The following is a 22,135-nucleotide window of genomic DNA, read 5'->3' on the forward strand; positions in this document are numbered from 1 at the left end:
CTATTTATTCAAGCGATTGGTTTGCTGTACCACGAGGAAAAGTGAAATTCCGACACCCAATAAAGTGCCTACGATGACGAAGCCTTTATCGCCATCGTTATATTCGACGTCCAACCACTGCCCTCCTCTTACAAAAAGATAAATGATGACGCCCATTTCGATTGCGATGGCCGAAAGTACCGCCCAACGTTTCAGATTGTTGCCGTTATTGGCCATTACTTAAGTGGCTCGGCGGCCTTTTTAGCCCGTTGCTGACGGTCGAAGTGCGTTCCCTTAGAGGCCTCTTTTTCGACTGCAGTATCTGTGTTTTTAGGAAGGCTTTTCTCTGAACCTTTCATACGGCAAGATGCATTGAAGGTTGCACCCGGTTCGACGGCTAATTTACCGACGACCACTTCACCGTTAATGTTGGCAGTTGACTTCAATGTTAGTGTGCCCGAAATATCAAGCGTACCCTCAAAAGTGCCTTCTACATCTGCATTTTCGCAGGTTAAGGTACCATTGATCTTGCCCGTTTTACCCAGCACTACTTTTGAAGGTGTTTTTACATTACCTTCAATAGCACCATCAATTCGAAAAAAACCTTTAGAGGAAATATCGCCCTTAATAAAAGTTCCTTCGCTGATACGGTTCTGACCGGATCCGGTCGCTTCTTGTTCTGCTCTGTCTTTTTTGTCTGAAAACATAACGCGCTTATTTTTGGGGATTGTCAACTTCTTCCGTAGTCGATTCGCGATTTAAATAGTCCTCAAGGTTTTTATGCACTTGAATGATTTTGTAATTCTCGGAAGAAATCTCGAAAAATGGTTTGTTGATCTTGTATTTCTTGTTATCCTTCAACACCTCAGCGAAACCGCGTCCGCCCATTTTGGTGTTGAGGCCGTGAATTACTACCAACCTAGTTGAAGGATCGTAATAATCCACCGAAGTGCTCATATTGGTATAATTATAATCTGCAATGGCTTCATCCAACTTCTCCTTTAAGGCCTGCGCTTCCGCCTCATTTTCGATAGTGAAACGATAGGCTACGTTCCACTTCTCGCTCGCTTCATTTGGAATAAACTCCTTTTGCGCTAACTGTGGAAGGTTCTGCGCATAAATTTCCTCTGCCTGCTTCCCTTCTTTCGAACTTGGATAATTTAAGGCGACATAGTTTAACGCCTCCTTATAGGCTTCAAACCCTTTTTGGCGACCCAAGGCCGTTGCTTTTAGCATTTCGAACTTAGGCACCATGTCGGTACCATTATATAAGGTAATGTACTCATCACTTTTTGAGATTACCTTTTCGTACTCGGCTGCTTCGAATTTCTTGTACAACTGATTGTATTTATATTCAGGACTCGATTCATCATTCGCTAGAGCCGTATTCGGATTTCGAAGAATTTCCGCATAACGGGAATCGGCATGATTGGTCAGAATATCATTTTTATATTTCTCTGCCAAGGTAGGCTTATTGGTTTCTTCATAAATCTTGAACAGATTATATTTTGAAGGCAACACCAATCGTTCCTCTGGATTGAAGGTCAACAGTTTTTCCAAACGGTTGCTCGCCAATTCCGGTTCCTTGAATTTTTCCTTGTAGATAAGTCCGAGTTGGTAATACGCAAAGTTTCGATCTTTCGCCAGACTATCGATGACCGTTTGCTCGGTTGGAATTTTTTCCAAATATGTATCTGGGTTGAAGCGTGCATCTTCCGAAATAGGAACGCTTACCACTTCTTCTTCAGCTTCATCAATGCTAATGGTTTTCTTGCTGGAGCGACGCCAATTGTCTTCCAGCTTTCTATTACCCCATATATTCTTGAACTCCTGGAGTCCGTATGCAACGGTCGTAGGATTATAAAAATAGAAAGCTCCGCCTGGTTTATTCCTACCGCTGCTCTCCTTGGTATAGAACTCCTTATTTGCAATTGCTTGCTCCTCTTTTGCTTGAGCAATGGAATCTTCGATAGCCTGTTGGCGAAGTTCGTTAGTATATTCAACAAAATAAGCGCGTCGGTCGGCTTCACTCATTGCGGTAAGGCGAAGAATACTGTCATTTTTTATAGCTATATCCTCATATTTGATAACATCGTCTAAGTTTTCACGCTTTTTGGTGATGCGACGGTGCTCTCTCGTGTTTTCCGGAGTATTCATCAGGGTGCTGTCGTAGTATGCCCCTGCGTCCTTATACTCGGCATTGTCGAAATAAATTTCCGCTAAGGTCTTATAGTTTCGAGCCTGCAAGGTCTGATCGTTGGTAAAGGCAGCAATCGACTTGTTGTAATAGGTGATGGCCGTATCGATATTTTTGGTGTTTCGATAATACTCCCCAATCTGATTGTAGATTTTATCCAAAAACGGGCGGTTTTCACGATTTTCCTCCAATTCGCGAAGCAATTCCAAGAAAGCTACCTTGTCCTCATTATCGTAATCGAAATTTCGTGCTTTGGCGATATACGCATTAATCATGTACACGCGTGGCGACTTACGATTCAGTTCAATTACCTCATCAAACGCCATATTCGCACTATCGCGCAGTTCCAATCGATTGTATAATTGCCCTTTAATATACAGGTAGCGCCCTTTCAGTTCGTTGTCTTGAGCGTTCTCGGATGCCATTTTCATATATGGCAACGCCTCTGGCAAGGAATCGAGATTGATATAGGCCTGTGCCATGATAGCAGCAGCATCGGCGATAACTTCATCCTCTAGTTCTTCCTGTTCCTTTTCAAAAATTTCCTGAAGGTTTTCAAGCGCCACTTCCTCATTTCTCAATCGAATGTATGACTTCGCCTTCCAGATTTTCGCATTGTTGATATTGTTACTGGTAGGATAACGATCCAAAATAAAGTTGAAGGCATCTAATGCAGGAATAAAGCGTTGACTGTAATAGCGGGCTTTTCCTAAGAGCATGTAGGACTCATCGATCTGAGGATTATATTCCTTTCCATCGACATACACCGAATGCTTTTGGATGGCTTTGGCTGCTTTCTCTTCCGCACGATCAAACTTAGGATTACCTGAAGTACCAGGTGTTTGCGATGCCTCGTCGAGCTGGATACGCTCCACGGGCAGAATTTCCCAAAAATTATCGCGATAGGTTTGGGCCAATTCCTGTTTTCCTTCCTGAAAGGCAACTTGGCCGTTATACAATGCATTATATTCGGCGGTAACCGCGTGATAGTTGCGGCTCATAAAGGTGTTCTTTTTCCGTGAACACGCGGCAATGGCACCAACCACCAAAACGAAAAGTATACTTCTGTAAAAAACCTTCAATGTATTCTGAATTTTTGCTGTGCTATAGTAACTAAAAACCTGAGGTTTTAGTATGTATTGTCTAGATTAATGTGGTAAAAATAAGGTTCTTTTTGGGATTAGCGTGGAATTGCTTCTGAATTTACCTATAGAACAGGTTTGTAATGGAATAGAATTCGGAATAACAATGCTTCAAAAGAGCGGGAATCCTTATTTTTGCGACAAAAATTGAGCATATGTCCAAGTTCTATCCGCTTACCGTTTCGGATATCAAGCGCGAAACGCCTAATGCTGTTTCCATTTCCTTTGAAATACCCGAAAACCTACAAGACGAATTTCAGTTTAAGGCCGGTCAGTATATCACTATCAAACATGAGCTAAATGGCGAAGAGGTGCGTAGAGCGTATTCAATTTGCTGTGCTCCAAATACTGGTTCGCTGAAGGTTGGGGTGAAGAAGGTCGCAACCGGCACCTTTTCCGTATTTGCCAATGAAACCTTGCAGGTAGGCGACACGCTTCAAGTGATGCCTCCACAAGGACATTTTGTAATAGAACCCAATACTTCAACAAAAAGAGACTATGCCTTTTTTGCTGCGGGAAGCGGTATTACGCCCGTGCTTTCACTCATTACCACTATCCTAGAGAGCGAAACACAATCCAGGGTAGTATTGGCATACGGCAACCGAAACTTAGAAGAAACCATGTTTCATTCCGAATTGCTTCAACTATTGGAACAATACAGTGATCGATTCTATATTGAATTCATTTACAGTCGAAAGCAGGAAGGTAAGGCCATGTTCGGACGTATCGAGCGAAGTACAGTAAACTATTTGTTGAAGAACAAGTTTGGCGACCGGAAATTTGATGCTTTTTATCTTTGTGGCCCCGAACCGATGATCGACACTGTATCCTCGGTATTAAAGGAAAGTGGCTATAATGAAAAGCAAATCTTTTTCGAACTGTTTACAACTTCGGAAGAAGGACTTTTAACCGAAACCCATGATGGTATGACGCAAGTGACCGTAATTTTAGATGAAGAAACCGAAACGTTCAGTATGTCGCAAGAGACATCCGTATTGGAAGCAGCAATGAAAGCCGATTTAGATCCGCCCTATTCCTGCCAAGGTGGTATTTGCAGTACCTGTATCGCTCGGTTGAAGGAGGGGAAGGTAGAAATGCGCAAAAACCAAATCTTAACCGACGAGGAATTGGCCGAAGGCTTTATCCTTACGTGTCAGTCGCATCCTTCGACACCTACTATTATAGTGGACTATGACGATGTTTAGCAGAAGATAGGCTTCGACAAGCCTGCCTGCCGGCAGGCAGGCTCAGCCTGACACGTTTAGCCCATTTATTAAAGTAATTCCTTAATCTTTGAAAGGACTGTTTCTACGGAAATCGTTTCCATGGCTTTTTCATACCCTTGCGGCAGCTTATTTCCATAGACAGAAGTAGGGATTAACGGGAATTTCTTTCGATTGGCCAACAACTGATTTTCTTCAGGTTGATCAAAAGGCACGAAACCTGCGTAAGGATGGGTAACGCCCCAGAGCGTTAGTACCGGAATACCATACATAGCTGCTAAGTGGCCGTTTCCACTATCCATTGCCACCATAAGGTCGAGGTTTGAAATAAGCGCTAATTCTTCTTCAAAGGTGAGCTTATGCGCCATGTTCTGCACATTCTCCAAGCCTTTTGCCATAGTATCGAGTTTTTTTACCTCTTCTTCTCCGCCACCAAAGAGAAAAACGATGTATTCGTTCGAAGTATTTAGTTTTCGCACCACTTCCTCCATCATGAAAAAGGGATACTCTTTCCCTGAAAAGGCAGCAAATGGCGCAATACCAATAGCTTTTCGAGCCTCTTTCCCAATTAAGCTCTTCAGTCTTGGAGTGAGCGGCTGACGCGCAGGAAAAGAATGTTCATCTAATTCTATGGGCAGTCCCAATGCTTCAAAAACGTCGGCATAGCGCTGATGCGTGGTTTTTAACGGTTGAATATCCGCCCCTTGGGCTTGGGTAAGCGCACGTTTATCGGTTCGTCCCTTATCGATAGTTTCAACCGTAATACCGTTTAGCATAAAATAGCCGCTCAGCAATTTTGATCGGATGACATTATGAAGGTCGGCAACGGCCTGAATATTTCGGCTTTTCAATTCCTTCCCTAGTGAAAGGAGTCCGAAACCTTTATGTTTCCCGTACACCTCAGCTTCCACAAAATCGGTACGGGGTAAATCCTTGAAAAAGGGCTTAAAAAGTTTTTTGGATACGACGGTAAGCTTCAATTTTGGATAGGTTTCCTGAAGCACGCGTAGTACAGGTACCGTCATTGCTACATCTCCCATAGCAGAGAGTCTAATTACGGCAATATGTGAGTAATCGGCCATAGTGGCGCGAGGCTTATTTTTTGTCGCCGCGAAGAACAGGATTCAATTCTTGATCGTTGTACATCTTCATTTGTCTGTACACCTTCATATACTTTCTTCCGTGTGCGATATCTTCCAATAATTGATTGATAGCAGTACTTAAGTCAACACGCTGCTCCAATAACACATCCAATTTCGCTTTGCACTTCATTTGATGTTCTTGGGTAGCATCGGTTCGATTTGCTTCTTCATCCATATGATAGATTTTCAACGCTAAGATAGAGAGGCGGTCGATCCCCCATGCTGGACTTTCGGTATTGATAGTAGCGTCGGGCTTCACTTGAACATCCTTAAACTTATCGAGGAAATAGCTGTCGATATATTCTACCGTATCGGTACGGTCCTGATTGGAAGCGTCGATTTTCCGTTTTAGTTCCAAGGCTTCAACAGGATTGATATTGGGGTCACGAATCAAATCCTCATAGTGCCATTGTACCGTATCGATCCAACATTTGCGATATAATAAGTGCTCTAAAAGTTCTTCTTTTTTATTGTAGGGATTTTCGAATGGCTGATCGACACGATCTAGTTCGTGATACTTTTCAATAGCCTGTTGAAATATTTTGTTCGCAGAGTCGGTAAACATGGATTCTTTTTTTGCAAAGGTACCATATTTTCAGCGGAGATAGCATCGTAATATTTGAAAGCGTGCAACCTACAACCACCAAACAGTTATGGGCATCAAGAGCAGAAACCATACTATCGCTTCACGAATGAAGCCTTCGGGAATTCGTTCGATGTAGTTGGCGGTAATTACAGCCAGAAAAGGCATGGTGAAAAATAATTCTGCTCCCGTTTTTTCTGGCGCTGCCATCGCTGTGGCCAAAGCGATCACCAGTCCGCCCAACATCATAAAGGCATTGGGTTTTTCCTTCTTTGAAACATTAGCAATAACGAAAATATACCGAATACCCGTCCAGATTAATAATCCGAGTAACACTGCAGCCGGAATCAGCAAGCTGGAATCGTTATATGACGAAAAATTAAATCCGACAGCTTCCGGCCAATGTAAAAACCATAACAGTCGATCCTCGGCAAGGGCATACCAAGCGGTAGCCATCATAAAAATTGAAAAGAAGCCGATAAAGGGGATAAAGTAATCCTTTGCTGTGGTAAACGGACTTCGGATGATTTTAAAAAACAATAGGATCATAAATAGAATAGCGCCGAAATGAAATAAGGAGGCTACCGAAATCCAAAGGGCCGTATCGAATAGTTTTTTCTTTACGTCCTTCCCTGAGAAAACGCTAATCATGCGTCGGAAGGCTAATAATAGGAAAAGGACCGAAAATAATATACGGTTTGAATTAAAAATGGCGGGGACCGCCACCACAAAACAACAAAAGAGAAAAATGGCATAGGAGTTTGAAAAAGTAAGATGGTTCTTCCGTATGATGAAATCCAATACCAACACCATAAAGATACAAAGACCTATTGCCAATAGGTATTGAGGAATATTACCGATAGTGAACCACGCTGATTGCAACGGGATTGCACCAAAAAAATAGCCAACAATCAGAAATGCTCCCAAAAAGATGAAATGGATCGGTTTCGATTTTTCAAAAAAGTTTGCGAGCATTAGCCGGTATTTTTTCTATTTTTGCGCTATAAAGATACCTATATGGAGTGGAAAGATATATTTTACGGCATTCAAGATTTATTTGAAGACTTTCTTTTTATCCCTTACGATGCATTGCGTAGTTGGGAATTGGACAGCTGGTGGGGCGCCAACATCATGAGTTGGTTGTTTATGATCATCGGTTTTGTAGCCTTTGTATACTGGATGCGTAAGTTGAAGGATTTCAACGATAATAACGAAGAAGATCGCAGTCAGACCTCACATTCTTTCTTGGGATAATTACAGGTCGAACCCTAGATCTTTACGATAATACATCCTATCGAACGAGATTTTCTCTACGTTTCGGTAGGATTTTTTTAGTGCTTTTTCGTAATCGTCGCCAAAGGAGGTTACCGCTAAAACACGACCCCCACTCGTAACTGTTTTCCCTTCTTTCAAAGTAGTTCCGGCATGGAATACGATAACATCCTCTTCCATGGTATCCAATCCAGAAATTTCCTTGCCTTTTTCATAGCTCTCCGGATATCCTCCCGATACAGCCATTACCGTGGTTGCCGCTCTTGGGTCTATTTCAACTTCGACGGAGGCCAATTGTTGCTGGAAGGTCTTTTCAAGCAACACACCTAAATCACTTTTAATTCGTGGCAACACGACTTCGGTTTCAGGATCGCCCATACGCACATTGTATTCGATTACGTAGGGATCGTCATTTACCTTAATCAGTCCAATAAACACAAAGCCTTTATAGTCGATTTCCTCCTCTTTCAAACCACGGACGGTAGGTTTTACGATACGGTCTTCAATCTTCTTCATAAACGCTTCATCAACAAAAGGAACAGGTGAAATAGCGCCCATTCCGCCCGTATTCAATCCTGTGTCGCCTTCACCAATACGCTTATAATCCTTTGCAGTGGGTAGGATTTTGTATGAGTTCCCATCGGTTAGCACGAATACGCTGAGTTCGATACCATCCAAGAATTCTTCGATGACAACAGTTGCACTGGCATCGCCAAATTTGCCGCTTAGCATATTTTCAAGTTCTTGTTTGGCCTCTTCCAGATCATCGATAATCAATACTCCTTTTCCTGCTGCCAATCCATCCGCTTTTAACACATAGGGAGATTCTAAGGTTTCAAGAAATTCCTTTCCTGCTTCGATAGAATCTTCTTTAAAGCTTTCGTAGGCCGCCGTAGGAATGTCATAAAGCGCCATAAACTCTTTTGCTCGCTCCTTGCTGCCTTCGAGTAAGGCACCGCGTTTGGAAGGGCCGATAATGGCTACTTTATTCAGCTCGCTATCTTGTTTGAAGAAATCTACAATTCCATCCACCAATGGATTTTCAGGTCCAACCACCACCATTCCGATTTCATTTTCGAGCACACAGTTTTTTATAGCATCGAAATCGGTTACGGAAAGGGAAATATTGGTGGCGATTTTCGAAGTACCTGCATTTCCAGGTGCTACGAATAGTGAATCGCAGCGCTCGCTTTGGGCAAGTTTCCATGCAAAGGTATGTTCGCGGCCACCGGAGCCAAGGACTAGAATATTCATAATGGGAGGTTTTCTTTTTGCTTCACCAAAAATAATTGTTTGTACCTTGAAGCCCTAATTATTTATCGGTGAATTTGTTCGAGCTCACATTACGGTTTAAAGGTTTTCCCATAGGGAAGGCGAAGGCCCGTTTACGGGAAATTCAGCAGGTAGCAGAAGCCGACCGAGAACTCTTTCAACAGAAGTTGCGAGAAGATATTGTTCGGTATCACCAACGTGAGAATTCTTTTTATAAGGCATTTTCGAAAGATACGAATCCCGAAACCTGGGAGTCGCTTCCCATTATGACCAAAAAAAAGTTACAGCAACCCCTTGGCAATCGATTATCGCATGGTTTCAACGCAAAGAATGCCTATATCAACAAAACCTCGGGTTCTAGCGGCCATCCCTTTATTTTTGCAAAGGATCATTTCTGCCATGCGATGAGCTGGGCCGTTTTTATCGATCGCTATCGTTGGTATGGTTTGGATATGAATCGTGATTTACAGGCGCGGTTTTACGGTATTCCCTTGGATAAAAAAGGCTATTGGAAAGAGCGTTTAAAAGACCGATTGGGAAAGCGGTATCGATTTCCCGTTTTTGACCTATCGGAAGAAAAGCTTCAAGAGTTTGTCGGCCATTTTAAAAGGAAACCGTTTGTTTACCTAAATGGGTATACGAGTTCTATTGTTCTCTTTGGAAAATTTCTGAAAGAAAGGGGTATTGTACTAAAAACCGTTTGCCCTACCTTAAAGCTGTGTATTGTGACCAGCGAAATGTTATTTAAAGAAGATGAAAAGCTGTTAGAGGCAGTGTTAGGCGTTCCTGTGGTGAATGAATACGGTGCTAGTGAAGTGGGGATGATAGCATTTCGCAATAGTGAAGGTGAATTCCTGATTAACCATGACGATCTGTTTGTTGAAGTAGTCGATGAACAGGGAAAAACCGTCCCTAATGGCGAATCTGGCAGAATTGTTATTACCTCGCTTTTTAACCGAGCCCATCCGATGATTCGGTATGAAATTGGCGATATGGGAGTGTTAGCTGAAGAAAGCACTAGTTCGCGCCCTATCCTTTCAAAACTTATTGGAAGAACAAACGATATGGCTAGGTTACCAGACGGTAAGACAGTTCCTGGGCTAACATTTTTTTATGTCACTAAAAGTGTAATTGAGGACGATGGAAATGTAAAGGAGTTTGTGGTGGAACAACATGAAACGGCTCGCTTCGTGGTGTTGTATGTTTCTGAAACGGTAATCTCTTCGGAAAAGGAGCAACAGATAAAAAACGCCTTCGCAACATACGTGGGAGATCATCTTCGGATAGACTTTCAGAAAGTAACCATAATGGATCGGTCGAATCGCGGTAAGTTAAAGCAATTCATTTCGAAATTATAAGCGCTCGAATTGTTTGGGGCGCTCTATGAAGTATTCCCAAAAAAACCGTAACAAATATGCTGTTGATTTAAGTGTGCTAAAGCCTAGAAAGGAACGGTAGAACTGATAGTTATACGGAATGAGCTTCCACTTATTCGTACTCATAGAATCCCTTCTTAATCGGTAATACGCCAAATCTTCCTGCAATCCCAGTGCTGGATTTCCACTTCGTTCGATAGCTGTAAGCCAAACGGCCCAATCTTGGCGTTTTCGAAGGTTCGGTGCCAAGATTTTTCCTAATTTATCAGCATTATACATGCCTGTTAGGTTTCCAATATAGTTATTGGTCAGTTGCTTTTGATAGGTAAGTGTTGGAAGTGCCTTCACTCGTTTCAAAAACGATTTCCCCATTTCATCCATGTGGAGGTAGTTTGTGAATGAAACCATGCAGGCTTTCTCTTGCATAAATGAAAGTTGTTTCGCCAATTTTTCTGGATGCCATAGATCGTCGGCATCCAGAAAGGCAATAAAACTGCCATTAGCCATTTCGGTGGCTTTGTTGCGACAATAGGCAGCTCCTCTATTTTCAGTTTCAGTATGAAGTCGAATACGCGAATCTTCAGCAGCAAGCTTGGTTACAATAGCGTTGGATGCATCGGTGGAGGCATCATCTACGATACATGCTTCCCAATGTTTATAGGTTTGGCTTTGAAGGCTTTGGATAGTTGCCTCAATAAAGTGTTCAGCGTTATATAAGGGCGTAATAACTGATATTACAGGAGTGGCCTTCATCAGTATGCCTTTTTGTCCCCACGAAGTGCGTTATAAGCCGTTTGGAATACAATTTTTATATCTAAAAAAAGTGACCAATTCTCCAAATAGAAGATATCGTACTTCACGCGATTAATAATATCTGTTTCCGTTTCCACTTCACCTCTATATCCACTAACCTGTGCTAATCCTGTGATGCCTGGTTTGATAAAGTGACGAACCATAAATTTGTCAACCCTTCCTGCATACATATGGGTATGGCTAACCATGTGTGGACGAGGACCGACTACAGACATTTCACCTTTTAATACATTAATAAACTGTGGCATCTCGTCGATACTTGTCTTTCGTAGAATACGCCCTACTCTAGTAATCCGTTCATCACCTCTGCGAACTTGGTGAATATGTGCTTCAGGGTTTGGGCGCATAGAACGAAATTTATAGCAGAAAAACTCTTTATAATCCAGTCCGTTTCGCTTTTGCTTGAAAAATACAGGGCCTTTCGATTCTAATTTTATGATGATAGCCAACAATGGTGTTAACCAAGATAATAACCCAATAATTACCAATAGGGATAAAGTTACATCGAAACTTCTTTTAACGAACTTATTGAAGGGTTCGTCCATCGGAATTTTCCGAAGCGAAAGTATCGGCAAAACGCCGTAATAGGTAAAATCCAATTTTTTGCTATAGATCTCCTTATTATCCGGCAGGAATTTAAGCACTTTGAGGTTATTGTCGACATAATCGATAAGCTTTATTAGGTCTCGATTGTTGACTTCTGCTACGGAAGAATAAATTTCATCGATCGGATGTGCTTTAATGAATCGGATGCATTCATCTATAGAGACCTTATTAGGTCCTGTTAAATCGAATGTCCTCTTTAAGTGATAGCCGTATTCTGGATTATCGGAAAAAAACTTTCGGAGTTGGTCCGTTTTTTTATTAAGGCCTATAATAACTACATTTCTACGATTTCCCCCCATAAGCCCTCGATACTTCTTCAATAAAAAATAAACCGTGAACTTTATAATGGAAACCGCTATCATAACTATGATGATGTACCTTAGAATTGCCCATGGTAAGCGTTCAATGGTATTAAAGACTCCGAAAAATGCAAAAACAATTAAGGTGAATATGACAAATTGCTTAACAATAAGCGACATAATCTTAGCCACATGTGTAAAGCGATATATTTCGTAAAAATCAGATTTTAGGGAAAGAATAATCCATCCCGTGGTAATAAAGATGATATAATTCAGAAACTGAAGAGGTTCTTCGAAAAAATAGAAAGCAAAACCATGAATGATTCCTAAATCTACCAAATAGGAAAGCGGTCGTAAAAATCCCGAATATCGCCCACTTTTAAAAATCATTCGTACTATCTGATATGTTTTGAAAAATCTTTATGCTCACTTTTTTCCAATTCTTCTTTAGAAAGTGATTGGAAGTATTTATAGGTTTCTTCCATACCTTTCTCCCTAGAAACCTTGGGTTCCCAACCCATTACTTTTTTAGCAAGGTCGATATTGGGTTGTCGTTGTAAAGGATCATCTTTTGGAAGCGGTTTGAAGATAATCTTCTGATCGGTTCCGGTAAGTTTGATTATCTCTTTCGCAAAATCCAGTATTGAAATCTCATCTGGGTTTCCAATATTTACGGGATTGGAATAATCGCTCATTAACAAGCGGAACAATCCCTCCACCTGATCGTCGACATAGCAAAATGAGCGTGTCTGACTACCATCGCCAAAAACGGTGAGGTCTTCACCTCGGAGCGCTTGTCCTATGAATGCCGGAATTACACGACCATCGTTCAGGCGCATTCTAGGCCCATAGGTATTAAATATTCGCGCAATTCTCGTTTCCAATCCGTGAAAACGGTGATAGGCCATGGTCATACTTTCTTGAAATCGCTTTGCTTCATCATAAACACCTCTTGGTCCGATCGTATTAACATTACCGTAGTAATCCTCACTCTGCGGATGAACTAAAGGATCGCCATATACTTCAGAAGTAGAAGCAATTAAAATTCTAGCCTTTTTCTCTTTTGCAAGGCCTAATAAATTATGGGTGCCTAGAGAACCTACTTTCAAGGTTTGAATTGGGATTTTCAAATAATCGATGGGACTGGCTGGTGAAGCAAAATGTAAGATATAGTCGATGTTGCCAGCAACGTGTACAAATTTTGTTACATCGTGGTGATAGAAATGAAAGTCTTCTCGCTCGAAAAGATGTTGAATGTTCTTTAAATCCCCTGTAATCAAATTGTCCATGGCGATAACCTCGAAACCTTCATTCAAAAAGCGATCGCATAAATGCGATCCAAGGAAGCCAGCACCTCCTGTAATTAAAACCCTTTTTTTCATACTTTTTCTACTTTTTTCCTTCCGATGGAAACATATGTAAACCCTTCTTGGTCCATCTCATCAATATCATACAGATTTCTCCCGTCAAACACAACGGGATGATTCAAAAGCTCTTTTACCTTCGTTAGGTTTGGAGTTCGAAAAATACTCCACTCCGTACAGATTAAAAGTGCATCTGCATCTTCTAAGGCATCGTACATTGAATCGGCATAATACAGGACATCCCCAAATCTCTTTTCAATATTCTCCATGGCTTCGGGATCAAAAACCTTTAGCACGGCCCCTTTTTCAAGTAAGCCCTCCATCATGTCGATTGAGGGAGCTTCTCGAATATCATCCGTTTCAGGCTTAAAAGCCAACCCCCATACGGCAATTGTCTTATTAGAAAGGTCTTCCTTAAAGTAAGTAGAGATTTTTGGAAGAAGAATTGTTTTTTGCTCCGAATTAACTTGAATTACGGAATTGAGAATTTCAAAGGTATAGGAAACATCCTTGCCTGCCTTCTGAAGTGCTTTCACATCTTTTGGGAAACAAGATCCTCCGTATCCTATTCCAGGGAATAGGAATCGCTTTCCAATACGACTATCTGTTCCCATTCCAACGCGCACTTTATCTACATCGGCCCCAACTTTTTCGCAGTAGTTTGCGATTTCATTCATGAAGGTAATTTTGGTGGCCAAAAATGAGTTAGCTGCATATTTAGTGAGTTCCGCCGATTTTTCGTCCATGATCAAAATTGGATTTCCAGATCGCACATAAGGATTATAGAGCTTCTCCATAAGTTGGATAGCTTTTTTGCTACTCGAACCAATAACGATTCGCTCGGGTTTTAGAAAATCGTCGACTGCAAATCCTTCTCGAAGGAATTCAGGATTTGAAACCACGTCGAAGTCGCATTTCGCATGGGCGGCAATAACCTCTCTAACTTTATCGGCCGTTCCTACGGGAACAGTACTTTTATCGACAATCACCTTATAGCTTTCAATATTTTTACCGATATCGTGAGCAACTTTCAAAACGTATGAAAGATCTGCGCTTCCATCTTCACCTTCTGGAGTAGGAAGTGCCAGAAATAGTATTTCACCATGTTTTAGTCCCTCTTCAAAAGAAGTCGAAAAGGATAGGCGATTCGCCTTAATATTTCGATCGAATAGAACATCCAAATGAGGCTCATAGATGGGAACGATTCCCTTTCTCATTTTATCCACTTTTTCTTCGTCTATATCTATGCAGACTACCTCATTACCAGTTTCCGCAAGACAGGTGCCTGTAACTAAGCCAACATATCCAGTTCCTATAACTGTAATTTTCATGTCAAATTTTTGAATTATTGATTGGCAAATGTACGATTTACCGACCTTTTATTTTAATATTTATGGAATCGTATAATGCCAGCGCTATTATCATGATATACCCCACATAATAAGATCCAATCTGCCTATGAAATAAGTTTTCAAACATCAAAAAAACCATGAAGGTCAATAAGAGCGTCGTGGGATAAAAAAAGGCTCTGTTTCGAAAGAGCGCCGTAAGTAAAAACAATAGAAATAATAACGACCCAACTAATCCAAATGTCAAATAAATGTCTAAATACTGATTATGCGTATTGTATCGCTTTTCAACGAATAAAGCCTTTTTATCTGGTGGTGAAATAGTATCTTCATAGCACGCTACTAATTGGTTACTTGTCGCTTCAACCCCTAATCCAAATACCGATATTCCGTTGCTTTTGGCGATTTCGAGACCACAGCTCCAAGTAATTGTTCTAAGGCCCCATGTAAATGTATTTTGAAGGAATGTTGGATTCTCATTCTCTTGAGATGTTGGCGCCCTAGGTCCTTCCATGGCTTTCGTTAAGCCTGTGAGATAGACAGTTAAAACTATAATACCCATCGTTATAAGAATACCTCCTAACAACCATCGCTTCGGACTTTTATAGAGCAATCCAAACAAGAGAACCACAAAAAGGGTGACCAATGCGATTTTGGACACCACTAGCAACAAAAAAAGAAGGTTCAGAAAGATATTTGCTAAATGATATTTATTTTTTGGTTGAAACGATTTCTCTATAGATTTGAAAGAAATCAGAATACTTATCACGCAAATTAACCCTAAGTACAATCTATCGATGAGCAACGCTTCAATAAGCTTAGGAAAACTCATGGCCTCTATACCTCCACTTGTATTTATAACTATTGTGATATTAATGAGGGAAAACAAAATTGACCCTAATGCAGAGAAAATAATTCCATTTTCCACTTTTTCTGTATCTCTTACCGGTATATATAGTACGACAAGCCCAAGTACAATAAGTATCTTTTTTATAATGTTGAAATCTGCCATAAATTGATCCTTCATTATGGCATTTAGCAGTAAAAACACTACGAAGGCTACAAAAAGAAAGAACTGCGGCGTTTTGATTTTTTGGAAATCCGATTTTTGGACCACAAATGGGAATGTAGCGGCCATACCAATCATAAGCATATTTGGCAACGCACGAATGTAGTTGTCGAAAGGAAGGATTAAATACAGTAGTAAAAAGGCGTAGGGGTATATAGAAGAGAGAATGATTTTCATAGAAACAAGCTACTGCAGCTGATAGCTGGAAAGGTATGAAATATCCACATAAAACTTATGGTTTCTTGTTTTTTTGTATTTCCTCTAGATAGATTTTTTCCAGATTACCAATCGTATTTTCAATGTTGAATTCACTATTGAAACGTTGCAAAGAGGCATTTTCGAAACGTGTTCGGATACCCTCATCTTGCAATAAAGTCATTACCATATCTGAAAATGCATTCACATCTTCATTATGTATAACAAAGCCATTATAATCATCGCGGATTAAGTCACGATTTCCATCAGCATCCGTTACGACGCATGCCTTTCCTAGGGCTAGCGCTTCAATAATGGAGTATGGCAATCCTTCGTAGCGGGCGGTAGAGATATAAAGTTGTGATGCATGAATAATATGGAAGATATCCTGTCGGTCTGTCCATTCCAACAACGTAATATTGTTTTCCAGTCCTAAGGCATCAATCTTTGAGGTAACGCTTTCCAAGTTTGGAGCGTGAAAACCGACTCCCATGAGGACAAGATGTATACTCGGCTTTTTTTGCCGAAGTTTATCCATTACATCTATCATTAACTCTATGTTCTTTTGAAAAGAAGGCCGGCCGACAGAGCAGATGTATTCATCGGGCCATGTTTTTTCGATGGAAAGATCGGAGGCATGCTTTATCGGATTAATAGCGTTGTTAAAAAGGTATAGCCGTTCAGGTTTATACCCTACTTCATTTTTAGCTCTGTTTAATTCCGAGTTCGAACTGGCTAATATTGCATTGTTAAATCGGGAAAGACCTTTTTCAACCTGTAAGAACAGCGATCGTTTTATCCTATTTTGAGTACTAAGAAAAGAATATGCTTGTGGTGTATGAACCACTGGGATCTTTAGTTGCGCCCCAACAATTTTGGCAATTACGCCTCCTTTTGCGCTATGGGCATGAATCAGGTCCGGGTTTTCCTTTTTTACGTATGCTGCTACTTTCGAAATTGCCTTGACATCATGTAGAGGATTAACATCTCGAAAAATAGGCGCTTGATAGGCTTTAACACCTATTCCATTATTGTCCAAAAATGGCTTATCAGTATCATTGGTGCCATGAATTACGACCGATTCAAAAGCATCAGGATTTATATTTCCTAAAATAAGACGAAGCGAGACCTCTACACCACCTACCGCGTGTAAGATATGGACAATTTTAGTTTTCAAAATTGAATTTATTGATTGAAAGCAAAGATAAAAAACACCAAGCCTTTACAGACTAATTTTTCGGTAATTGATGTATGCCTTTCAAAACTTATCGAAAAACGGCTTGGTTGCTTATAAATCATTGTGAAGAAATCGTTCTACGGAAAGCTCGACTACAATGTCAGGTTTTAATTCGTCGACCATTTCTTGATTGTATTCATCCCGAAGAAAGATAGCCTCCTTGAAATGATAGGAAAAGAACTCGGAAAGAGGATGACTATATGAATCGCCGAAAAAAAGTATTCTTTTGTTTATACCATTTTCATTGGTATTACGAATAGCGAGCGGTGGTAGATTGCTTACATCCTCTTTTGTAAACATAATCGATTTATTCCTGAGTTCATACAAAGGCCGCTTCTCATGATATCCAGAGATGGAATCGACACCAAGAAGCCGTGTTAAATCTCCGAATCTTTGGTGGACATACCGAATATTGAACTGATTTTGTCGTAACGGTTCAATCCCGATTTCGGGATATGTTTCAAAAAAATGAACATAGGTATGGTAAGCTCCTGTATTATTCCAATGCGAATCCAATTTCAGATATAAATCTACCGAATCTTTAAGTTTTAGCAGATTTTCCTTCGGGTTGAAGAAAGCTATCCCTCTTTTGTCTAAAGCCCTTTCTATTTGTTCTGCCAATGACATACGATCAAGGATGCCGTCATGCATGGCGTCATTCATAAATTCGCTGTATATCTCATGTTTGTTAGGAAAATATCCGTAATAATATGCAATACCTTTATCGGCAAGTGCTTTTTTTCGTCTCACGATTGAATCTGCAAACCGGTTCAATTCTTTTTCACCCAATGTTTCTTTATGGACATAACTATTGTAGGCATCTTTTGTATTCAGAAAAAGAAAACCGTCTTTTCCATATTGAACCTTACTCGGATTGACTGATACTTTAAAAACTTCGGACTTAAGTAGGGAGTTAAGTTTTATTACATAATTACGGAAAGGAAAGTGGTCATTATAATACGCTTCAAATTCCTGGGAATACGTTTTATTGAAGGCGAAGTCGGGCGCCTCTGCTAAAATTCTGTTTTCTTTTGTTTTTCCTTCTTTCTTCAATACCAAAAATAGTACTGAAGGAACTATTAGAATGGAAGCGAAGATTCCAATAAAAAAATTTTGAATATTATCTTGTGTTACCATTCTTAGAATCTAAAATAAATAAAGGGGTTATAATTAGATTGCACTACCTCTAAAGCACTATATAGCAATAGACCTAAATGAAAAGAATAGCTAACCATACTTCGTACCTCTACGCGAGCCACTTTTTTTTGTAAATAATCAATGATTTTTTCTCTAATGGGAAAAGAAAAGAGTACCCCTGTAAGCAATATTAGTATTGAATAATTATTTATATAAAACAATGGATAACTATTGGCACCTTCACCCCCTGTAACCATTATTCCTAAAAAGTCTATGGCATACGACAGATTCTCTGCTCTAAAGAACACCCATCCGACGATTACTACCAGTAATAAATAGATATTTCGCAACCACTGAAATCCGTTTGGCAATGATATCGAATAGTTTCTCTCGAGTAACAAAAATATGCCGTGAAACAATCCCCAAACGATAAAACTCCAACTGGCTCCATGCCACAATCCAGTTATAAAAAAAACTAGTATCAAATTTGCGTATAGACGCATTTTTGAAACCCTATTCCCACCAAGAGGAATATAAAGATAGTCACGAAACCAAGTTGAAAGGGAGACATGCCATCGTCGCCAAAATTCTTGAATCGATTTCGATTTATAGGGATGCAAAAAGTTTTCTTTTATATGAAAACCGAACATTCGCCCTAACCCTATAGCCATATCGGAATATCCGGAAAAGTCGAAATAAATTTGAATTGTATAACAGAGTATTCCAACCCACGCCACTTTCATGCCTATTTCTTCTGTGGGCAAACCGAATACCGTATCGGCTATCAATGCAGCGGTATTGGCAATTACGACTTTTTTCGTTAAACCACGGATAAATTTCAGAATACCACTTACAAATAATTGTCTGCTAACGGTTCTACCTATAATTTCCTTATGAATATTTTCATATCGAACAATTGGTCCCGCAATTAGTTGGGGGAAAAGTGAAATATATAACCCCAGCCTAATGAGATTTTTTTGTGCAGGAACGGTTTTTCGATATACATCAATGAGGTATGAAATACTTTGAAATGTGTAGAATGATATACCTATTGGCAGTATAATGGATCCTTCAGTGATTGTGGCCTCTAATCCTATTATGGTTAAATTTTCTGCTATAAAATAGGCATACTTAAAGTAGATGAGAATTCCAAGATTAGCTATTATGCCTAAACTTAACGCTACTCTTGGTTTCATTTTGTTACTTCCATATATAAGACGGCCAAATACGTAATTCATGATAATTGAACCAATCATCAAAAAAACCAACATAGCCTCTCCCCAAGCATAAAATATCAGGCTGCTTATACAGAGAAAAATATTCTTTGCGGCAGTATTTTTCAACAAATTATACCCTATTAGTACAATAGGTAAGAACGCAAATAAGAACAGAAGTGAATTAAATAGCAAGCAACTCTTTTTTAAGTTTAAGGCGAAAGGACAAAAACATTATAAAACTACAAAAATAAAAGATGCCTTGTTGTAGTTCGAGGTAGCTTTCCGTCACCATAGAAAGTGCCATTACCAAGGTTATAAGCAGTGCAATTATATCTTTACTTTGAATGGATTTATAAATAAAAAATAAGAATACGGCACCTAGCCATAGTAGACCAAACATACCGTATTGTAGCATAACAGATAGGTATTGCGAATGGGCATTAAACGATTTATCCATATTGTATCCACGTTCCTTATAAACACTCGTAAGCTCGCTTTTTTCGGTACCCGCGCCATACCCAATTAGTGGTCTTTTTTGTACAAGGTATAGCGATGAAGACCACATTTTCTCCCGAAGGCTTATATTATGATATTCTTCTCCTATTTCGGAAACCTGGTCACCAGTAGTAATCCCTATCTTTTCAAGCGTGTCGAATAGTTTATCCCGAGCATAGCGACTTTGCTGAACAAATATAAATGCTAGTGCTAGCCCTACTAGGAAAATAAGCAATGAACGTAGGGTAAGAAACGATTTATAGTTCATCAAGAAATAAACACTTATTATCAACCCGAAAACGAGTAAACCGAGACGTACGCCAAAAAGAACAATTACTGTAAGAAACAGGAATGCAACGAATACCTTTACGTTTTTGTTAAAATTTCCAAATAGCACCAAGACTAATCCTGTATTAAGATACATGGCATCCTCGGGCATGTATTTATGGTACATTGAAGTCTGCACAAAATTATACCAATGACTAATTTCGTAATTAGCGATATAATTGTATCCTAACGAAATTAGGGATATGATACAGAATAAGATTAGGGAGCCAATGAAAATCTTTTGCGCTCGCAATAAAAGTTTCGCGCTAGGATTAACGAGCAAAAAAGCAATTGGTATCAAAAAAAATACGACAAGTTTCCCTATTTTTTTTTGGCTTTCATCCAATTGAGTAGAGTACAATAAGCTAATAAGCGCAAGTACAAAAAAGACCGTTAGAAAGAGACTGCCAGGATTCTTCGCAAAATGTTTAAAAAAGCTTGATTTTGTTGAAAAGAGCAACCCAAACAATAGCACTATCGCTAAGGCTATTGGAGCAAATATATCCAAGAATGGCAATACTGCAAAAAATAGCAAAAAGCTATACTCAGGAAGTTTGACTAGGAATGGGTTGGTGGTTCGTATCATTTTTCTTTTTTCTGTAATACACATAGAAACCATATACTAGCAAAAAGGCTAGGGTGAAATATAGTTTATAGAAATACCCCATTACAAAAGCATAAAGAATCCAATTAAAAAACTGATAGATAATTACGGAGATCACCCATCCTTTATGTATCATAAATTCTTTTAGTATCCACCCCATGAGTGCTAGAAAAACAATAGTCAAAAAAGTATGGAAGACTAGTGCTAGGGAAACCGGAAAAATTTTAAACAGAATTCCGGGATATGCATTAGTAAAATTATACCCTCCTTTTTGATTGGCATATAATACCATGTTCCTATCTTTAGCAAATTCGTCCATCATTAATCGCATACCGTATAATAAATCTGCAGGGTTAAATGATTTTGGTTCTTCATTTGATGCTACATAGCGATCGGTTGCACCCCATAAGAGATGGCCTTGTAGCCCAAAAATACGGTATAGCATAGCCTCATTGGGGTTGTATATCTTAATGTTGGCAAAAGGGTGCGTATCGTCGTACTTCTTATAGGTTACCGCATACATAATTCCAATTAGCGATGCCCCAACCAACATTAATACTACAAAGTAGCGTTTTACGTAGCTCTTTATATTACCGCGGTAGTAAAAGACTATTGGTAGCAGAAAGGAGAATGTTCCTTGCACTATCGGAGAAAATTTTTGGCCAATCATAAAGTTGTAACCGTAAAAAACCAATAGCATGAATAGGGAAAATTTCTTATAGCGCGTAAATAATATCCCCAGCGCAAAGGGAACAAACATGGCGGTATTTCCAAAAATACTATTAAGGAAGGGTAATTTTGAAGTAGACCAATAGTTAAAGCGATTGATGGTAGGATTGGTTAATGGAATTGGGGATAACAATGCGTTTAAGACTAATAATGCCATTGGAATAACTACCATTAAGATGAGAAGCGTATACTCAATGTTATGTCCCTTGTAATTTAATTTAACTACTGGAATTTTATACTTATTAAAGGTTTTGAAGGAAAGTGCAATCAGAATGAATGTGATAATAAAATATGACACACAAAGGATGGTAGCTCCTGTAAAAAAACTGAAACGCCCCTGTTCATTGATATAGACTCCCTCTTCTATGTAGATTAGGGAAGGAATAATGCTAAAGGCTTGAAAAAACAAAAGTCCATACAGAAATGATAACAGAAAGCTTTTCTTCACATAGTAGTAGGTGAAGTATATAAATAGGAATGCAAATATTAAATTGACGAATAAACCCAT

The 22,135-nt window shown here is 39.6% G+C and carries 20 protein-coding genes; 3 read left to right on the forward strand and 17 right to left on the reverse strand.

What is annotated here, in order from left to right; translation table 11 throughout:
* Genes I4Q58_RS06550 through porW form a run of 3 tightly spaced genes read right to left on the reverse strand, consistent with a single transcriptional unit; the run spans position 1 to position 3,222 of the window.
* Positions 1 to 216, reverse strand: a complete 216-nt coding sequence (locus I4Q58_RS06550; protein ID WP_203295029.1) for an AtpZ/AtpI family protein — start codon at positions 214 to 216, stop codon at positions 1 to 3.
* Positions 216 to 686, reverse strand: coding sequence for a bactofilin family protein (locus I4Q58_RS06555; protein ID WP_203295031.1), 471 nt, complete (start codon positions 684 to 686; stop codon positions 216 to 218). Before I4Q58_RS06555 ends, I4Q58_RS06550 begins: the two co-directional genes overlap by 1 nt.
* Before the next feature lie 7 nt (positions 687 to 693).
* Positions 694 to 3,222, reverse strand: a complete 2,529-nt coding sequence (porW, locus tag I4Q58_RS06560; protein ID WP_449564825.1) for a type IX secretion system periplasmic lipoprotein PorW/SprE — start codon at positions 3,220 to 3,222, stop codon at positions 694 to 696.
* A gap of 251 nt (positions 3,223 to 3,473) precedes the next feature.
* On the opposite strand from porW, the gene I4Q58_RS06565 reads away from it, so the two are divergent.
* Positions 3,474 to 4,523, forward strand: coding sequence for a ferredoxin--NADP reductase (locus tag I4Q58_RS06565; RefSeq protein ID WP_203295034.1), 1,050 nt, complete (start codon positions 3,474 to 3,476; stop codon positions 4,521 to 4,523).
* Positions 4,524 to 4,591: 68 nt separating this feature from the next.
* Here the strand turns inward: I4Q58_RS06565 and I4Q58_RS06570 are convergent, their stop codons facing one another.
* The 3 genes from I4Q58_RS06570 to I4Q58_RS06580 all read right to left on the reverse strand — a co-directional run bounded on the left by I4Q58_RS06570 (position 4,592) and on the right by I4Q58_RS06580 (position 7,241).
* Positions 4,592 to 5,623, reverse strand: coding sequence for a glycosyltransferase family 9 protein (locus I4Q58_RS06570; protein WP_203295036.1), 1,032 nt, complete (start codon positions 5,621 to 5,623; stop codon positions 4,592 to 4,594).
* A 13-nt stretch (positions 5,624 to 5,636) separates the two neighbouring features.
* The gene (locus I4Q58_RS06575) at positions 5,637 to 6,248 is read right to left on the reverse strand and encodes a DUF4254 domain-containing protein (RefSeq protein ID WP_203295038.1); all 612 of its coding nucleotides are present in this window, start codon (positions 6,246 to 6,248) and stop codon (positions 5,637 to 5,639) included.
* A gap of 69 nt (positions 6,249 to 6,317) precedes the next feature.
* On the reverse strand, positions 6,318 to 7,241 hold the full coding sequence (locus I4Q58_RS06580; protein WP_203295039.1) for a DUF6427 family protein: 924 nt from the start codon (positions 7,239 to 7,241) through the stop codon (positions 6,318 to 6,320).
* A gap of 42 nt (positions 7,242 to 7,283) precedes the next feature.
* Here I4Q58_RS06580 and I4Q58_RS06585 point away from each other — a divergent pair, with 42 nt between their 5' ends.
* Positions 7,284 to 7,520 (forward strand): DUF6341 family protein, encoded by a 237-nt coding sequence (locus I4Q58_RS06585; RefSeq protein ID WP_203295041.1) that lies wholly within the window; start codon positions 7,284 to 7,286, stop codon positions 7,518 to 7,520.
* On the opposite strand, the gene purD is transcribed toward I4Q58_RS06585, so the two are convergent.
* Positions 7,521 to 8,792: a phosphoribosylamine--glycine ligase gene (gene purD, locus I4Q58_RS06590; RefSeq protein ID WP_203295043.1), complete on the reverse strand. Its 1,272-nt coding sequence runs from the start codon at positions 8,790 to 8,792 to the stop codon at positions 7,521 to 7,523.
* A 68-nt stretch (positions 8,793 to 8,860) separates the two neighbouring features.
* Between purD and I4Q58_RS06595 the strand changes: the two genes are divergently transcribed.
* On the forward strand, positions 8,861 to 10,168 hold the full coding sequence (locus I4Q58_RS06595) for a phenylacetate--CoA ligase family protein (RefSeq protein ID WP_203295045.1): 1,308 nt from the start codon (positions 8,861 to 8,863) through the stop codon (positions 10,166 to 10,168).
* Here the strand turns inward: I4Q58_RS06595 and I4Q58_RS06600 are convergent.
* The 10 genes from I4Q58_RS06600 to I4Q58_RS06645 all read right to left on the reverse strand — a co-directional run bounded on the left by I4Q58_RS06600 (position 10,163) and on the right by I4Q58_RS06645 (position 22,135).
* Entirely contained in the window at positions 10,163 to 10,939 is a 777-nt protein-coding gene (locus I4Q58_RS06600; RefSeq protein ID WP_203295047.1) for a glycosyltransferase family 2 protein, read from the reverse strand. The genes I4Q58_RS06595 and I4Q58_RS06600 overlap by 6 nt on opposite strands.
* On the reverse strand, positions 10,939 to 12,294 hold the full coding sequence (locus I4Q58_RS06605) for an undecaprenyl-phosphate glucose phosphotransferase (RefSeq protein WP_203295049.1): 1,356 nt from the start codon (positions 12,292 to 12,294) through the stop codon (positions 10,939 to 10,941). Before I4Q58_RS06605 ends, I4Q58_RS06600 begins: the two co-directional genes overlap by 1 nt.
* Positions 12,295 to 12,299: 5 nt before the next feature.
* Positions 12,300 to 13,286 (reverse strand): UDP-glucuronic acid decarboxylase family protein, encoded by a 987-nt coding sequence (locus I4Q58_RS06610; RefSeq protein ID WP_203295051.1) that lies wholly within the window; start codon positions 13,284 to 13,286, stop codon positions 12,300 to 12,302.
* Entirely contained in the window at positions 13,283 to 14,599 is a 1,317-nt protein-coding gene (locus I4Q58_RS06615) for a UDP-glucose dehydrogenase family protein (protein ID WP_203295053.1), read from the reverse strand. The genes I4Q58_RS06610 and I4Q58_RS06615 overlap by 4 nt, the downstream gene beginning before the upstream one ends.
* 37 nt (positions 14,600 to 14,636) lie before the next feature.
* Positions 14,637 to 15,863, reverse strand: coding sequence for an O-antigen ligase family protein (locus I4Q58_RS06620; RefSeq protein ID WP_203295055.1), 1,227 nt, complete (start codon positions 15,861 to 15,863; stop codon positions 14,637 to 14,639).
* A 55-nt stretch (positions 15,864 to 15,918) separates the two neighbouring features.
* A complete protein-coding gene (locus tag I4Q58_RS06625) occupies positions 15,919 to 17,058 on the reverse strand; it encodes a glycosyltransferase (RefSeq protein ID WP_236002852.1) in 1,140 nt (379 codons plus the stop codon).
* A gap of 111 nt (positions 17,059 to 17,169) precedes the next feature.
* Positions 17,170 to 18,255, reverse strand: a complete 1,086-nt coding sequence (locus I4Q58_RS06630) for an alginate O-acetyltransferase AlgX-related protein (protein WP_203295057.1) — start codon at positions 18,253 to 18,255, stop codon at positions 17,170 to 17,172.
* Between the two features lie 2 nt (positions 18,256 to 18,257).
* A complete protein-coding gene (locus I4Q58_RS06635; RefSeq protein WP_203295059.1) occupies positions 18,258 to 19,451 on the reverse strand; it encodes an MBOAT family O-acyltransferase in 1,194 nt (397 codons plus the stop codon).
* Between the two features lie 202 nt (positions 19,452 to 19,653).
* Entirely contained in the window at positions 19,654 to 20,880 is a 1,227-nt protein-coding gene (locus tag I4Q58_RS06640) for an O-antigen ligase family protein (RefSeq protein ID WP_203295061.1), read from the reverse strand.
* Positions 20,840 to 22,135 carry a DUF6418 domain-containing protein gene (locus I4Q58_RS06645; RefSeq protein WP_203295063.1) on the reverse strand — a complete coding sequence of 432 codons (1,296 nt, stop codon included), beginning with the start codon at positions 22,133 to 22,135 and terminating at the stop codon, positions 20,840 to 20,842. Before I4Q58_RS06645 ends, I4Q58_RS06640 begins: the two co-directional genes overlap by 41 nt.

Source organism: Luteirhabdus pelagi (assembly GCF_016827595.1).
GTDB lineage: Bacteria > Bacteroidota > Bacteroidia > Flavobacteriales > Flavobacteriaceae > Luteirhabdus > Luteirhabdus pelagi.